General features: G+C 72.3%; 14 protein-coding genes. 7 read left to right on the top strand and 7 right to left on the bottom strand.

From position 1 onward, the window contains the following. Positions 1-24: 24 nt before the first annotated feature. Entirely contained in the window at positions 25-1,413 is a 1,389-nt protein-coding gene (locus KBI5_RS08410; protein WP_241882754.1) for a helix-turn-helix domain-containing protein, read from the bottom strand. 206 nt (positions 1,414-1,619) lie between these two features. Here KBI5_RS08410 and KBI5_RS08415 point away from each other — a divergent pair, with 206 nt between their 5' ends. Continuing rightward, complete coding sequence (locus KBI5_RS08415) at positions 1,620-2,921, top strand: pitrilysin family protein (RefSeq protein ID WP_085014901.1); 1,302 nt, start codon at positions 1,620-1,622, stop codon at positions 2,919-2,921. Then, entirely contained in the window at positions 2,918-4,264 is a 1,347-nt protein-coding gene (locus KBI5_RS08420; RefSeq protein WP_085014902.1) for a pitrilysin family protein, read from the top strand. The genes KBI5_RS08415 and KBI5_RS08420 overlap by 4 nt, the downstream gene beginning before the upstream one ends. Positions 4,265-4,313: 49 nt before the next feature. On the opposite strand, the gene KBI5_RS08425 is transcribed toward KBI5_RS08420, so the two are convergent. Beyond that, entirely contained in the window at positions 4,314-5,477 is a 1,164-nt protein-coding gene (locus KBI5_RS08425) for a GAF and ANTAR domain-containing protein (protein WP_085014903.1), read from the bottom strand. A gap of 113 nt (positions 5,478-5,590) precedes the next feature. Next, positions 5,591-5,830, bottom strand: a complete 240-nt coding sequence (locus KBI5_RS08430) for a mycoredoxin (protein WP_011438167.1) — start codon at positions 5,828-5,830, stop codon at positions 5,591-5,593. Positions 5,831-5,927: 97 nt separating this feature from the next. Here KBI5_RS08430 and KBI5_RS08435 point away from each other — a divergent pair, with 97 nt between their 5' ends. The 3 genes from KBI5_RS08435 to KBI5_RS08445 all read left to right on the top strand — a co-directional run bounded on the left by KBI5_RS08435 (position 5,928) and on the right by KBI5_RS08445 (position 8,974). Next, a complete protein-coding gene (locus tag KBI5_RS08435; RefSeq protein WP_241882750.1) occupies positions 5,928-8,141 on the top strand; it encodes an ATP-dependent DNA helicase UvrD2 in 2,214 nt (737 codons plus the stop codon). 168 nt (positions 8,142-8,309) lie between these two features. Continuing rightward, positions 8,310-8,573, top strand: a complete 264-nt coding sequence (locus tag KBI5_RS08440) for a hypothetical protein (RefSeq protein WP_085014905.1) — start codon at positions 8,310-8,312, stop codon at positions 8,571-8,573. A gap of 110 nt (positions 8,574-8,683) precedes the next feature. Further along, complete coding sequence (locus KBI5_RS08445; RefSeq protein ID WP_198537592.1) at positions 8,684-8,974, top strand: WhiB family transcriptional regulator; 291 nt, start codon at positions 8,684-8,686, stop codon at positions 8,972-8,974. Positions 8,975-9,501: 527 nt separating this feature from the next. Here the strand turns inward: KBI5_RS08445 and KBI5_RS28680 are convergent. Beyond that, complete coding sequence (locus tag KBI5_RS28680; protein WP_023841362.1) at positions 9,502-9,636, bottom strand: hypothetical protein; 135 nt, start codon at positions 9,634-9,636, stop codon at positions 9,502-9,504. Positions 9,637-9,679: 43 nt separating this feature from the next. Here KBI5_RS28680 and KBI5_RS28685 point away from each other — a divergent pair, with 43 nt between their 5' ends. Further along, positions 9,680-10,633: an alkaline phosphatase family protein gene (locus KBI5_RS28685; protein ID WP_347272484.1), complete on the top strand. Its 954-nt coding sequence runs from the start codon at positions 9,680-9,682 to the stop codon at positions 10,631-10,633. Between the two features lie 27 nt (positions 10,634-10,660). On the opposite strand, the gene KBI5_RS08455 is transcribed toward KBI5_RS28685, so the two are convergent. The 3 genes from KBI5_RS08455 to KBI5_RS08465 form a co-directional block, all read right to left on the bottom strand. Beyond that, complete coding sequence (locus KBI5_RS08455; RefSeq protein ID WP_085014907.1) at positions 10,661-12,382, bottom strand: AarF/ABC1/UbiB kinase family protein; 1,722 nt, start codon at positions 12,380-12,382, stop codon at positions 10,661-10,663. 95 nt (positions 12,383-12,477) lie between these two features. Continuing rightward, entirely contained in the window at positions 12,478-13,740 is a 1,263-nt protein-coding gene (locus KBI5_RS08460) for a ThiF family adenylyltransferase (protein ID WP_085014908.1), read from the bottom strand. 177 nt (positions 13,741-13,917) lie between these two features. Then, complete coding sequence (locus KBI5_RS08465; RefSeq protein WP_023841366.1) at positions 13,918-15,285, bottom strand: zinc-dependent metalloprotease; 1,368 nt, start codon at positions 15,283-15,285, stop codon at positions 13,918-13,920. 246 nt (positions 15,286-15,531) lie between these two features. Here KBI5_RS08465 and KBI5_RS08470 point away from each other — a divergent pair, with 246 nt between their 5' ends. Then, positions 15,532-15,972 carry a molybdenum cofactor biosynthesis protein MoaE gene (locus KBI5_RS08470; RefSeq protein WP_198537594.1) on the top strand — a complete coding sequence of 147 codons (441 nt, stop codon included), beginning with the start codon at positions 15,532-15,534 and terminating at the stop codon, positions 15,970-15,972. The last annotated feature ends 9 nt before the right edge of the window (positions 15,973-15,981 follow it).

Here is a 15,981-nt window from a genome sequence, read left to right on the forward strand (position 1 = left end):
GGACCGTATCGGATGCGGGGTCCGTCACGGCCCGAGTGGCCGACCCCGCACCGCCGCGGGACGGCGGGAGCCCGGGCCCCGGCCCTCGTCCGTGTCCTCGCGGACCGCGGCGCTCACCGGGTCGGTGGCCACGTCCTCGGCGCCCCCGGCGCGCAGCACCAGTTCGAGATCGAAGCGGGTGTCAGGGTCCTCCAGACATGGTCCGAACAGCTCGCGAAGCTGGTTGACCCGGTAGCGGACGGTCTGCGGATGGATGTGCAACCGCTCGGCGATCAGCCCGCGCTGCCCCCGCAGGGTCAGCCAGTGCAGGAGGGTCTCGGCCAGCCGTTCCCTGGTCCGGTCGGGCAGCCCGTCAAGGGGGGCGAGCCGGCGGGACGCGAGGTCGGTGATGAGCCCGGGGTCGCTGGCCAGCAGCAGGGCGCTGAGATGTTCGTCGGTGAACAGGGGGTCGGCCGCGGCGATACCGCGAAGCCGCCCGGCGCCGCGGGCATCGCAGGCGAACCTCGCCCGCGCCGCGCTCGCCGCCGCCTGACCCCACGGCACGGCCGGTCCCACCACCGCGGCGAGCCCGGCGAGCTGTTTCGCCAGTGCCGCCCGGGTGGCCGCCCGCTCGGTTGAGCCGACGAACACCCAGATGTCTCCCCCCTGCACGGCGCGGGGGCAGCCCGAGGGCAACCGGGAGGGGAGCGAGCCTGCCCAGGGGTCGGCCTCGTGGTCGGCCTCGTGGTTGCCCTCGTGGTCGGCTTCGCCGTCAGCCGGGTGGGTGGCCGCGGAGCCGGTCGGGGCGGGGACGAGCACGGCGGCCAGCCGGCCGGGCAGCCGCACGTTGCCGGAACGGGCGACCTGCGCGATCGCCCCGCCGGCCGCGCCGGACAGCAGCATCTCGCCCAGCCGGTCCCACAGCCGCTCCAGTTCACCGGCCGCGGTGTACTGCTCGGAGGCGTAGCCCTCGGCGGAGGCCGCGGAGATGCCGTCGATGTAGGCGAACATCATCTCGGCGAGGGACACCAGCGCCGGGCCGTCCAGCCCGCCGCGGCGGGCCGCCGCCTCCCCGAGGCGCCGCCAGGAGACGCGGGCGCCCACCCGGTAGGCGCTCAGCAGGTTGTCCAACGACCGTCCCGCGTACACCTCGCCGCGGCCGAGACGGACATAAACCTCCCGGCTGGCGGCGAGGTCGACAGTGCAGTGGGGACCGGCCTCGACCAGGCTGAGGAAGCGGAACAACGCCTCGTCGACTCCGCGGCGCACCCCATGGCCGAACTTGCCCTCCAGCGGGCGCGCGTAGGCGGGAACCTCCCGGGCGATCGCGGCGATAATCTCTTCACCCAGAGCGTCGAACTCGGCAGCGAGGATCTCGCTCAGCCCGGCTGGAAACTGTCCCATGAGGACAGTTTGCCGCCCGACCGTCGCAATCTCCCGCACCTCGTCGTCTGGGCGGGGCCGCCCGTGGTCGTCGTCGCCGACGRCCGGCGGAATCGGTCCCGGGCGGGTCGGGGCACGGCCTCCCGTGGCCATGACTTGGGATGGGCGTCCTCTTCGCCACCGGCGCGGCCCGCCGGGCAGTAGCGTTGGCAACTGTGTCCCTGCCTAGAGAACCCGGCCCGGCCGCGTCCACCGCGGTGAAGTCGGCCCTGCCGGCATCCTCCTATCCGATCGAGCGGACCCGGCTCGGTAACGGCCTGCGCGTGCTGCTCGCCCCCGACCACACCGCGCCGGTGGTGGCCGTCTCGGTGCACTACGACGTCGGGTTTCGATCCGAGCCCGAGGGCCGTACCGGATTCGCTCACCTGTTCGAGCACCTGATGTTCCAGGGCAGCGAGAACGTCGGTAAGGCCGAGCATCCGAAGCACGTCCAGGCCGCCGGCGGAATCTTCAACGGATCGACGCACCCGGACTACACGGACTATTTCGAGCTGCTCCCGGCCGGGGCGCTCGAACTGGCCCTGTTCCTGGAGGCGGACCGGATGCGGGCGCCGAAGATCACCCGCCAGAACCTGGACAACCAGATCGCCGTGGTGCAGGAGGAGATCCGGGTCAACGTCCTGAACCGCCCCTACGGGGGATTTCCCTGGATCAAGCTGCCGCCGGTCGCGTTCGACACCTTTCCGAACGCCCACAACGGCTACGGGGATTTCTCCGAGCTCGAGGCCGCGAGCCTGGACGACGCCGAGGACTTCTTCGACAAGTACTACGCACCGGGCAACGCCGTGCTGACCATCGTCGGYGACATCGACCCGGAGGAGACGCTCACCTTCGTCCACCGGTACTTCGGTGACATCCCCGCCCGCTCGGTGCCGACGCGGGTGAGTTTCGCCGAGCCGGTGCCGAGTACCGAGCGCCGGGCGGTGCTGACCGACCCGCTCGCGCCGCGCGCCGCCCTGGCGGTCGGCTACCGGGTGCCCGACCCGATCGGAGACCTGTCCACCTACCTGTCCTACTACCTGCTCACCGAGATCCTCAGCGACGGCGACGCCAGCCGGCTCGAACGCCGCCTGGTGCAGAAGGATCGCTCGGTCATCGGTGTGAGCACCTACCTTGGCACCTTCGGGGATCCGTTCGAGCAGCGTGACCCGCTGCTGCTGACCCTGGAGGCCCGCCAGTCCGAGGACGCGAGCGCGGACGCCGTCCTCGYCGCCGTCGACGAGGAACTGGCGCGGCTGGCGGGCGAGGGCCTGGCGGACGGCGAGCTGGAGCGGGTGCAGGCGCGGGTGGCCTCCTCGCTGCTGCGTGAGTCCGACGACGCGCTGGGACGGGCACTCGCCATGGCCGTGCATGAGCTGCAACGGGGACGTCCCGAGTTGGTGAACGAACTGCCCGCGGAACTGTCCGCGGTGACCGGGCAGGCCGTCGCCGCGGCCGCCCGGGCGCTTCTCGACCAGGGCCGCTCGGTCCTGGAGCTGCGTGCCGGCGCCGCCTCATGAGCGGCAGCGCGCTGAGCTCGACGACCACCCGGGCAGCGGTCATCCCGGCCGTGCGCCCGACCGTCCCGGCGGAGTTGCCGGCCGTCACCGACCACACTCTCGACAACGGTCTGCGGGTGCTGGTGGTGGAGCGGGCCAGTGTGCCCCTGGTCGAGGTGCGGCTGCGGATCCCCTTCGCCGGCGTCGGCGCCGTGCACCAGGCCCGGGCCGAGGTGCTCGCGGAGACGCTGTTCACCGGATCACACCGCTTCGACCGGGTGGGCCTGGCCACCGAGGTCCAGCGCCTGGGCGGATCGTTGTCGACGGGGGTTGACGCCGACCGGCTGGCCATCGTCGGTTCCGCCCTTGCGGTGAACCTCGAACCCTTGTTGGGAATCATGGCCGAGGTGCTCCTCAGCGCCACCTACCCGGACGACGAGGTCACCGGCGAACGCGACCGGATCGTCGAGGACACGGCGATCGCCTGTAGCCAGCCCGCGGTCATCGCCCGGGAGGCGCTGCTCGGCCGGCTCTTCGGTGACCACCCCTACGCCACCGGCATCGCCGAGCCGGAGACCGTCGGGCAGGTCGGCCCCGAGGACGTACGGGCCCTGCACGCCGAACTGATCTCCCCGGCCGGCGCGATCCTCACCCTGGTCGGGGACGTRCCGGCGCCGCGTGCTCTCGCGGCGGTCTCCGCCGCGCTCGGCGGTTGGACGGGCGGGCCCGCGCGGACCGTCCCGCCGGTCCCAGCCCTCACCACCGGCCCGATCGTCATCGTCGACCGTCCGGGTGCCGTGCAGACCAACATCAGGCTGGGCGGACCGGCCCTGGGCCGTTCCGCGGCCGGATACCCGGCGCAGCGGCTGGCGAGCACCATATTCGGTGGTTACTTCAGTTCCCGGCTGGTCAACAACATCCGCGAGGACAAGGGCTACACCTACTCCCCGCGCAGCTCGATCGATCACTACCAGGCAGGGTYACGGTTCACCGTCGCCGCGGACGTCGCCACCGAGGTGACCGGGCCCGCGTTGCTGGAGATCTTCTACGAGCTCGGGCGGATGGCGGTTCTACCGCCCAGCGAGGAGGAGCTCGACGCCGCCCGCCAATACGCCGTTGGCACGTTGGCACTGGGCAGCGCGACCGCCGCCGGTCTCGCCTCGACGCTGTCGGCGCTGGCCGGGGCCGGGATCGGGGTCGAGTACCTGCGTGATCACCCGCGCGCCCTCGCCGAGGTCGGCGTGGGCGACATCCAGGCGGTGTCCGCGGACCTGCTTGCCCCGGCAAAGCTGATCACGGTGCTCGTCGGGGACGCGGCCAGGATTTCCGCGACCGTGGGGGCACTGGGCATCGTCGCGACCTGAGCACCGGGCCCGTCCCGCTCCCGGGGGTCCCGCTCCCGGCGGGGCGTGCTCAGCGCCTGGTGGAGGTGGGACGCGGGGGCGCGGGGCGGGGCGCGCCGCCGCCGGGGCCCGGTGCCGGTGGTCCACCGCCCGGTGGATTGCCGCCCCGCCCACCGAGCTCGCCCGGYAGCACGGCGCGTGGGTCGCCAACCGAATCGACCACCTGCCGAGCCAGATCGTGCACCCTGCGTCCCATTCCGCGAGCGGTGCGCCGCAGCCGCTCGAAGGCCTCCCGCGGGCGGATGTGGTTACGTTCGGCGAGGACCCCGATGGCCTGTTCCACGATCACGCGGGAGGCCAGCGCGTGTTCCAGCTGGACGACGGACAGCCGGAGCTGCTCGACCTCGCTCAGGTCACGATCGGGGCGGCGGGGCCGGCCGGGCGGGGCGAGATCCTCGGCCAGCAGATCGGCGAGCACCATTGCCGAGAGGAGGTCGCCGACCGGCCGGATCTCGGCTCCGGGACCCTCCACGACCCACCCGGCGGGAGTACGTCGAAGGCGCATGTCCGAGGGGGTCCGGCGGGGGCCGGTTCCCGCCCCGGTTCCGCCCGCCGCGGACGGCGGTCCGGTCCGGTCCGGCCCGGCCCGGCCCGGCGGTCCGGGCCGGACCGCCCGCGCGATGGTCTGCGGGGTGGGTATCCGCCCCGGTGGGCGCGGGGTCGCCGGTGGGCCCGGCGGGGGCGGGCCGCCGGGCGGCCGGGGACCGTTCGCGGAGACCGTCGGCGGGCTCGGCGCGGGAACGTCCCCGGTGGCCGCGAGTGCATCGGCCACCCCGCGCAGCAGGGCCAGGATGTCGGCCGATACGATCACCTTGCTACGGTCCAGGCCGACGAGGAGGCCCACCAGCCGACCGTCCGTGCGGACCACCGGCATCGTGACATGGCTGCGTATCCCGAGCTGGCGGTATTCGGCCGTGTCGGATCCGGCGTGCGTCGGGTCGAGACCGGACGCCGTGGCGGGCGTGCCGTCGAGCACGCGGGCGACCAGGCTGTCCCCCCGGGGATAGTGCGTTCCCTCGTCGAGACCAGGGGAGGGACCTGTTACCCGGAGATAGCTCGCGGTCGTCGTCGATACCACGACGAAACAGGCCGTCTCCATCCGGTGAAGGGCACTGGCGGCCCGCAGCGCGGCATCGACGGTGCTCCACGCCTGTTCTGAAGGTGCTGACGACACAGGCCGAACTCTCCCACAAACTTCACGGGCAGTAACGGACACCGTCCCACGAGCCGGCCGCGTGTGCAGTGGGAAGGTAAGAACTCCCGAGATGTCGTTGCTCTACGTATCCGTTATGCGGCAGAAGTGGCCTTCTCTGTGACTTGGCGAAGGCTCGGGTTCGTCATCACAGTGCCATCGGGAAAGAGCACGGTCGGCACGGTCGCGTTCCCGTTGTTCGCATCGCGGACACGTTGCTCTGCTGTCGGGTCCTGCTCGATATCAACGGTCGTGTACTCGATGCCGGCATGGTCGAGTTGGCGCTTCAGCCGAACACAGTAGCCACACCAGGAAGTCGTGTAGATCGTGAGCACGAAAGGGCCTCCAAGCCGCTGGTGACACAACGGTTCATGTAACCCCACCGCGGCGCCGTCGGTTCCCGCCGCGCGGCGGGGACTACCGTATCGGATGATGTCCGGACCGCCTGCCCTCGCCGCCCGTGTGCGATCGGGCAACGATCTGCTCGCCGCGCTCGATCCCGAACAGCGGGCCGCGGCCGGAGCCCCGCTCGGACCGGTCTGCATCCTCGCCGGCGCCGGTACAGGTAAGACACGCACCATCACCCATCGAGTCGCGCACATGGTCGCGCAGGGGGGGGTCGGGCCGGGCCAGATCCTGGCGGTGACCTTCACGGCCAGGGCCGCGGGAGAGCTGCGCGGCCGGTTGCGGGCCATGGGTGTCGATGGAGTGCAGGCCAGGACGTTCCATTCCGCGGCTCTCAAGCAACTGTTGTACTTCTGGCCGTCGGTCGCCGGGGTCGCGCTGCCCAAGGTGGAGAAGAGCAAGATCCCGTACGTGGTGCGGGCGGCCGCCCGCCTGCACCTGCGGCCGGACCGGGCCGAGCTGCGCGACCTCACCTCGGAGGTCGAGTGGGCGAAGACGACGCTTGTGACCCCGGCGGACTACGCCCGGATGGCGGCGGCGAGCGGGCGGGAGACCGCCGCTCCCCCCGAGACGGTCGCCCGGCTCTACGCCGCGTACGAGGAGGTCAAGCGCGACGCCGGTGTGATCGACATGGAGGATCTGCTGCTGCTGACCGCGGCGATGATCGAGGAGCACAGCTGGGTCGCGGCCGAGGTGAGGGCCAGATACCGCCATTTCGTCGTTGACGAGTATCAGGATGTCAACGACCTGCAACAGCGTGTCCTCGACGCCTGGCTGGGGGAGCGCGACAGCCTCTGTGTCGTCGGGGACCCCCATCAGACGATCTATTCGTTCACCGGGGCGTCGCCCGAGCACCTGCTCGGATTCCCGCGCCGGTTCCCGGACGCGGCCGTGGTGCGTCTGATCCGAGACTACCGGTCCACCCCCCAGGTGGTCGGACTCGCGAACACCCTGATGCGGGCGGCCCCGGCGGCCCGCCTCGTCGCTGCTCGCCCGGACGGTCCCGCCCCGGTGTGGCTGGAGTGCGACAGCGAGCCGGCGGAAGCCGCCGCGGTGGCGTCCCGGATCCGCCGGCTGCTCGACCAGGGCGTGCCGGCGAGTGAGATCGCCGTGCTGTACCGCACGAATGCCCAGTCCGAGGCGTATGAGGCGGCGATCGGCGGGGCCGGTATCGCCTACCTGCTCCGGGGCGGGGAGAAGTTCTTCGAGCGGACCGAGGTCGTCGCGGCCATGAGGTTGCTGCGGGCCGCGGTGCGCTCCGCCGACACCGACCGCCCGGAGGGACTCACGGCCGCTGTCGCCGACATCCTCGCGGCGCTCGGCTGGCGGGCGGACCAGCCGACGGTGGGCTCGGGCGCCGAGCGGGAACAATGGGAGAACCTCGCCGCGCTGCACCGGCTGGCCGGCGATCTCGCCGCCCGTTCGCCCGAGGCCGACCTCGAGGCCTTCGTCGCCGAGCTCGGCGACCGCGCGACCCACGAGCATCAGCCGACGGTGCAGGGGGTGACCCTGTCGACCCTGCACACCGCCAAGGGCCTGGAATGGGATGCGGTGTTCCTCGTCGGGCTGACCGAGGGCACGCTTCCCCTCGTCCATGCCAGGACCGCCGAGCAGATCGCCGAGGAACGTCGCCTGCTCTACGTCGGGGTGACCAGGGCCCGTAGGCACCTCGTCCTGTCCTGGGCGCTGTCCCGGGCGGAGGGCGGCCGGCGGTCGAGGCGGCCGTCCCGGTTTCTCGACGATCTGCGTCCGATGCGCCGGGAGTCCGCGGCCGGCGTCCGCCACGGGGGGCGAGGCGAGGGCACGAGGCCCGTGGCCGGGGCGGAGGAGACCGGCCCGGGTCGGTCCCGGAGCAGGTCGGCGGTGCGGTGCCGGACGTGCGGCCGGTCGTTGACGGGTGTGCACGCGCGGGTCGGGCGCTGCGAGGGCTGCCCCGGCGACGTCGACGCCGCGCTGTTCGAGCGCCTGCGGGTGTGGCGTTCGGCGCGGGCGAAGGAACAGGGGGCACCGGCCTTCGTCGTCTTCACCGACGCCGCGCTGCAGGCGATCGCCGAGAGCCGGCCGSGCACGGTGGCCGAGCTCGTGCGGCTGCCCGGCATCGGACAGGCCAAACTCGACCGTTACGGGGAGGAGGTACTCGCCCTCGTCGCGGGGCGCACGCCGTCGGTCGGGTCACCGCCGGTCGGGTCACCGCCGGTGGTGGAGTCACTGGGGTCCGACACGCCGCCCGACGCTTCGTAACTGGAAGTGTTCGCGGCGCAACACAGAAAATATGTTGTGGTTCGCGCGGCGAGCTTCTACCGTTACCGAGGACGCCTGAAGCGGGCATGTGGAGTGACACCCGTCCGGGTCCCACGGACTCCGGATCCCACGGACTCCCGAGCCCACAGAGAAGGAGGTGATTTCGTCGTGTTCAGCATCGTGATGGACAGAGCTGTCGCCGAGATCACCCGTCCGTGGGAGAACCGGCACGGCGCGGCATTGATGAGTGCCGTCGTCGGTGCGTCCGCAGGCCGTGGCACGTCCGCCGCCGTCCTCACGGTCCAAGCCGATGATCTGTCGGCCCAGGAGTCCGCGTTCCCGAACCCGGCGGGGGGCGTGGCGCCGGCGTCCGGCTATGCACACCGTCACCTCACCTTCCGGGGATCCGCCCACGATCCGCTCCTGGACTAGCGCCGACTGGAGCCGAATCCGAGGCCGCGGATCCCGATGGGGACCGCGGCCTTTGTCGTTTCGCTTCCTTCATCCCACCCGAAGACCAACCTGTCTCGGAGGTGACACCGGTGTTCGACCCCTCGGTCGTTTCCCGGATCGAGCGGGATCGTCTCGTCCTGCCCTGCTGGGACGTAGATCCTGACATGTTCTTCGCTGAGTCCCCGGCGGACGTGGAGACCGCCAAGGCCGTCTGCCGGACCTGCCCCATCCGGGCGGCGTGCCTGTCCGCCGCGCTGGACCGTGCCGAGCCCTGGGGAGTGTGGGGCGGCGAACTGCTGGTGACCGGCAGCGTCGTCCCGCGTAAGCGGCYCCGCGGCCGTCCGCGCAAGGAGCGCAAGGAAGAAGAGGTCRCTGCCTGAGCCCCCGTGCCACCCGTTGATCACACGGGGGCGGCGGTGGCATCGCCGCACCAGCACGGGCGGGACACCGGATCGTCGGTGTTCCGCCCACCGGTGTTGCCGCGCTTTTCTTCCGGTGGTGCCTGCGGCCCCGGTACTGTTCCGGCGTGCCCAGCAGCGAGCGTGTCTACCCGGTGTCCACAGGTGCGGGTCCGGCCGGAGCGCCGGGACTGGCCGCATCCGACGATCTTTCTCTGGCCGTTGCCGTCCTCACCAGTCCCGAGCTGGCCGCGATCGTGGATCTCGTGGCCTGGGTCGATTCCGGCTGGCTCTACGTGGCGAACGCGATCGGTTCGTCGCGGTTGCCGGTGGCCGATCCGGACGGTCCCCGGGAGCTCCGCTTCGGGCGTGATCCGCTCGGGTCGGAGGATCCGATGCATGGCGTGCCGCTCGCGGCGGCGCTCGCCGACCCGTCACCACCGAACGAGCGCAACTCCTACCCGTTCGCCGGACGGCGACTGCTGTCCGCCTTCGCCGATCCCAGCCGTTCACCCGATCTGATCGTCGTACACACCCCCCGGCACTACTGGCCCGACCGCGGCGGCCACCTGGGTGAGCACGGATCGTTGGATGCCGGCCAGTCCCGGGCTCCGCTGATCCTGTCCGGCGCGGGTCATCGACATCGGACCCACCCTCGCGGCCCTCGCCGGCGTGACCATGGCGGATGTGGAGGGGACGCCGCTCACCGATCTGGTGGGGCCAGGGGCCCGGCACGTCGTCGGCCTGCTCTGGGATGGGGCCAACAGCAACGACGTCCTGCACCTCGCGCACACCGGCGAGCTGCCGGGGGTCGCGCGTCTGCTTGCCACCGGGACGGCCCTGACCGGCGGCGCGATCGCCGAGTTCCCCAGCGTCACGTTGACCAACCACACCTCCGCGCTCACCGGAGTCGGGCCGGGCCGGCACGGCATCCTGCACAACGTGTACTTCGACCGGGCGACCGGCGAGCAGGTCATCGTCAACGACGTGCGGACCTGGCATTCCGCGTGCGATCAGCTTCGGGACGGGGTGGAGACGCTGTTCGAGGCCCTCGCGCGCGACCGACCCGGGGCGACCAGCGCCTGCGTGAACGAACCGGTCGACCGGGGTGCGGACTACTCGACCTTCGGGCTCGTGCGGGCCGCCGGTAACCACGGCGGGGCCGGCGATATGGGGGACTACCTGCCTGCGGCCGACGGCGACCCGCACGCCACCGCCCGCTGGGTAGGGGAGAACGCCGACTATGCCTGGTCCACCCGGGTGGACGCGCTCGGCCTCGCGCAGGTCCAGCAGCTCTGGGCGGCGGACGCGGTGCCCCCGGACCTGATGTGGTGGAACACCACCATCACCGACACCGGGCATCACGGGGGCGGCCCGTACTCCGAGCAGGCCCGCGCCGCGCTGCGGGACGCGGACGCCCGGTTGTGCGCCTTCCTCGACCTGCTCGCCGAGCGGGATCTGCTGGCCGAGACCGCGATCCTGCTGACCGCCGACCACGGCTCGGAGGYGGCGGATCCCACCTGCCAGGGCGACTGGGGGGCTGCGCTGCGCGCCGCCGGGGTGCGTTTCCGGGACGAGGGATACGGCTTCCTGTACCTCGGCGTCGACATCGTTGACATCGTCGAGCAGCCGGGGGGTTGACCCGCCGGGCCAGCCCGTCAATAAGCGTCAAGCGTCGGTCACGGTTGCGGGGTCGGAGAACGACTCCTCGTCCGGTGCCCGGCGCGGGGCGGCCTTGCGGCCCGACCCGGGTCGAGCCGCGGCGGAGCGGTTCGCCGGGGTAGAGGGCCGGCTCGGTTCGGCCGGCTCGGCCTGCAGGGGCAGCGCCGCGGGGGCGGTGGCCCGGTCGTCGGCAGTCGCCGGAGCGGTGTCGGCCGCCGACCTCCCGGCCTTGCGGGCCTTGGTCGTCCTGCCGGTCCGTCCTGGTCTGCGGGGTTTGCGCGGGCCGGGCAACCCGCCGGCCAGAACGACCGGGCCGTCCAGCGGCCGGACGATTCCGGCCTCGTCCTGGACGGGGAGAGCGGGCAGGGGACGACCGGGCCGGTTGGCGTCCTCGGCCGCGCGGGCGGTCGCCGTCCCCGGTTCGGCGAACCCGGGTTGCCAGCGCTCCATCTCGTCCCGGAAGCGGCCGGTGCTGCCCAGCTGGCACAGGATGCCGATCGCGCCGAGTGTCACCCGGTGGATGAGCAGGTACGACGGCGGCAGATTGAGCTGGCGACCGAGCTGTGCCGCCGCCGACCGCCAGTCTCCGAGCCTGGCGGCCTCCTTGCGCAGCCAGCCTCGGGAGAAGGTGAACTCCTCCACCGCGATCGGCTCCAGCATCGGGGCCAGATAATCCAGCAGGTCCTCGGCTCGGATTTCGGCCGACGGCGGGATGAAGCCCTCGCGGCGCAGTCCCTGCTCGACGGCGTCGGCGTCCCCGGCCAGGGTCTGTCGAGCCAGCCGGCCGATCGGCGCCGGCAGGCCGTCCGGCAGGCGGTTCACGGCACCGAAGTCCAGGACGCCGAGCCGCCCGTCGGACAGCAGGCGGAAGTTGCCGRGATGCGGATCAGCGTGCAGCAGACCGGCGCGACCCGGGCAGGAATAGAGAAACCGCACGAGCAGCAGGCCGGCGGTGTCGCGCTGCTGCGGGGTACCGTCCGCGATGATGACGGACAGAGGTGTTCCCTCGATCCACTCGCTCACGAGCACCCGGCCAGAACCGGCCAGCGGCCGGGGGATGACGACGTCCGGGTCGTCCGCGTACGCCTCGGCGAAGGCCCCCTGCCAGGCGGCCTCCAACCGATAGTCGAGCTCCTCGGCGATCCGGGCCTTGAGCTCCTCGACCAGCGGCTTGATGTCCAATCCGGGAGTGACCGCGCCGAACAGCCGAGCGGCCCGGCCGAGCTGGGTGAGATCGGCGAGCAGAGCGGGACCCGCTCCCGGATACTGCACCTTCACCGCGACGGCTCGGCCGTCAGCCCAGACCGCCCGATGCACCTGGCCGATGCTGGCCGCCGCCGCCGGAACGTCGTCGAAGCTCGTGAACAGCGAGCGCCAGTCCGCTCCGAGCTCCTCGGCGAGCACGCGGTGCACCACTGCCGCCGGCAGCGGGGGCGCCGCCTCCTGCAGCCTGGTCAGCGCCGCCCGGTAGGGCCCGGCGACGTCGTCGGGAAGCACCGCCTCGAAGACGGACAGCGCCTGGCCCAGTTTCATGGCGCCACCCTTGAGCTCCCCGAGCACCCGGAAGATCTGCGCGGCGGTGCGCTGCTGGAGCTCGGAGGCGACGGCCTCGGCGGGGCGACCACCGATGCGTTTGCCGACGCCGAGGGTGGCTCGGCCGGCTATTCCGATGGGAAGCGTGGCCAGCTTGGCGGTGCGGACGACGGCCCGCCGTGGGATCTCGGACACTGCTCCATCGTGCCCTGTTCCGCGTCGTCACGGGTGCCGGCCAGGCGTAATGACTCCAGGACGCCGACGCGGCGACCGCCCGCGGGGTGGAACGGTCACGCGGGTGCCACCGGCGCAGAGGCCTCCGCCGACGCGGCCGCCGATCGGGCGGTGCGGCAGGGACAGTTGGGGTGGACCGGCCAGGTGCGTCGGYGAATCCGCCAGCCGGGAACGGTGAACTCCAGCGTGCCGTCGGCGGTCACCGGTAGGACCGCGGTCACCGGTAGGACCGTGCGCGGGGAAGTCAATGTAATGAAGGTCTCATTATGGCTGCTTGCTGTCGGTGGCAGATGGTCCGAGTTGTCGGGATGTTGGCCCGGGGCGGGTCCCGTGACGCCGGACAGGTCGGGTGGGGCAGATAGGGCGGATAGGTCGGGTGGAGGCGAGGCGGCGAGGTCCAGAAAGGCCAGGGCCTGCATGGCGGTGAGCGCGGCGACAAGACCCGCCAGGGTGATCTCGCAGGCGTCCGGCCCGGTGGCCGGGCGGTGGACCATCTGCATGGCGAGCACCGGCCAGACCGGGTTCCGGGAGTACCGGTGGAGGTGCTGGCAGTGCAGGCACGCGGTCACGGTCGGCACGACGAGCGGACCGACGATCCCCGTGGTCTCCCGCACTCCGGCCACGAGATGGGCGGTGCCTCGGCTTTCCAGGTCGAGGCACTCCCCAGGGTGGATCATCGGCAGACCGACCGGAGCCAGCACGATCAGATCCGCGGCGAACCGGTCCTCGTCGGGCCGACGGTGYCCGGCGCCCTGCCGGCTGGCCCGGGTCACCGCCGCGCCGGTGGCCAGGGACCGGGGACGCCCCACGTCGTCGAGGCGCAGGCCGCCCGGGGAGACGTCGGCGGCGGTCGTCACCTCGGGATCGTCGATGACGACCCGGCCGATCCCGGCCGCGGCGAGCAGGGCCGCGACCTGAGCACCGACGCGACCGGCGCCGCGCACGAGGACCCGCATCGTCCGGCGGGTGGCGAGGACCCGGCGCGCACCGGCCGGATCCTCCGACACCAGGGACAGCGCCGCCAGGTCGGGCGACAGACGGTCATGCTCGACCGCGGGCAGCGGTGCCGCACCGGGAGGCGCCGTGGCGTCGTCCAGCAGACCGGCCTCGGCGAGCAGGTCGAGCAGGACCCGGCCGGCGGGAGTGCCATCGAGACGCAGCTGCTCCAGCGTGCGGCTGCCGTCGAGGGCGTCGAGCAGGGCGGCGTCCGACGGGGCCAGGTCGGCGAGGATGACGGCGCGTGCGGTGTCGATACCGAGCTGCAGGGTGGAGCTGTTGTGCCAGAGCCGGYGCAGGCCCGGCTTGAGGATCGGGCGCATGGATCCTCCGGGTGTTCCCGCCGGCCGGTTGAGGCCGGGGAATCGGACCAGGACGGGCCGGTCACGGCGACCGGCGGATCCTCAGCGTGGCACGTCCGACCGGCGAAGGATGAACACCCGTGGATCGCTGTGGACGTGCTGTGGACGAAACTGTGGATCATCACTGGTCCGTCCGGGTTACCTGTCTGGGTTGTCCGGCCCGTCGGATCCGCCATCGGCGGGTGGGGCGCCGCGGAGTTTCTCGATTTCACCGATCGGGTCGTCGAGCGCGCTCGACGACGCGCCGGACACGAATGCCTCCGGGGCGGCGAGATCTGCCGCGGTGGGCAGCAGATCGGGATGCGCCCACAGCGCGTCGCGACCCTCGTGACCCCGGGCGTCCCGTACCGCCTCCCACAGGGCGGCGGCCTCCCGCAGCTTGCGTGGCCGCAGGGAGAGACCGACCAGCGTGGCGAAGGTCTGCTCGCCCGGACCGCCTTCGGCGCGACGGCGCCGCACCATCTCGCGCAGTTTGCCCGCGGCCGGCAGATGACCGGTGGCCGCGGCGTCCGTCACATGATCGACCCAGCCCTCGATCAGCGCGAGGATCAGTTCGAGACGGGCGAGCGCGGCCTTCTGCTCGGGGGTGGTGGCGTCGCTGAACACGTCCTCGCCGAGCGCCTCCGACAGCCGTTCAGGGTTCATCAACGCCGTCGGGTCGACCATCCGCATCACCCGTCCGACGGCCTCGGTATCCACCGCGATGCCGCGGGCGTACTCCTCCACCGCGCCCAGGACGTGGGCGCGTAGCCAGGGGACGTGCGCGAACAGCCGGCTGGACGCGGCCTCCCGCAGCGCCAGGTAGATGCGGACCTCGTCCTCGGGGATCTCCAGGCCCTGACCGAAGGCGACGACACCCGCCGGGATCAGGGCGGCGGTCCCGACCGGTCCGAGTGGCAGCCCGACCTCAGTGGAGGAGACGACCTCGGCGGCCAGGGTGCCGATCGCCTGCCCCACCTGGGCGCCGAACAGCATCCCGCCGACCCGGTCCATCATCTGCATGATCGGGCCGCCGGTGGCCATCAGCCCGCTGAGGTCGAGCCCCGGGGGCAGCGCGCCGCGCAGCTCACTCGGCAGCTCGATCCCGCCACCACCGAGGTGGTTCAGCCCGCTGGAGATCCCAGTGCGCATCGCCTCGGCGACCTTCGTGGCGATCGGGTCGCAGAGGGTCTGCCAGACCGGCAGGGTCTTCTCGATCCACTCCTGCCGCGACCAGGCCTGCGCCGCCGTGGCTCCGGCCGGCAGCGAGGTCACCGCGTCGAGCCAGACATCGGCGATCCGTATCGCCTCGCTCACCGGCTCCCGCTGGGCCGTGGACACCGCGGAGTCGGTGTCGCCGAGGGACCTGACGGCCACCTGGCGGGCCAGCTCCCAGTTGACCGGACCGCCATGCCAGGACAGCAGCCGTTCGAGCTCGGCAAAGAACGGGGCGCCGCCACCGAAGGGGGGCCGGGGCTCGTCGCCGCCGCCAGCGGGCGTGAAGCCGAACGGGAAGTTGCCACTCATCGGCCGTAGCCTCCTCGGGAGGCGGGCAGTCGCACGCACGGTTGGCACATGAACCCACGGTAATGCGTTTTCTGCCCGACGGGCGAAACGGCGCTGGCCCCGACCGTTACGGTCGTAGCTGTGGAACCGACGTGTTCTCCGGCGGGGGCCCCGCCGATCGCGCCCGCCCCGCCCGCGCCACCTCCGTCGTCCGCCCCGCCCGCGCCACCTCCGTCGTCCGTGCCGTCCGTGCCGTCCGTGCCGTCCGTGCCGGCCCCGGACCCGGTCGCGCGGGTGACGCTCGCGGAGATCCGGGACGGCGCCCTGTCGGTGGACGAGTGCATGGCCGCTGTGCGGTCCCCTGGCGTGGGGGGGATTGCCCTGTTTGTGGGCACTGTCCGGGGCCATGACCAGGGCCGCGGGGTGACCGACCTGACGTATCAGGCGCATCCCCGGGCCGGCACGGAGATCGCCCGGGTCGCCGGCGACGTCGCCGCGACCGCACCGGTGCTGGCCGTCGCGGTGGTCCACCGTACCGGTCACCTCGCCGTCGGGGACACCGCCGTGATCGTGGCGGTCGGCGCGGCCCACCGGGCGGAGGCTTTTGCCGCCTGTCGTCGTCTGATCGATGACATCAAGGAGCAGGTTCCCATTTGGAAACACCAGATTTTTGCGGATGGCGCGGCGGAATGGGTAGGCGCCTGCTGATCGGGGCAC

Origin of the sequence: Frankia sp. KB5 (assembly GCF_002099325.1) — a bacterium.
GTDB classification, from domain to species: Bacteria; Actinomycetota; Actinomycetes; order Frankiales; family Frankiaceae; genus Frankia; species Frankia casuarinae.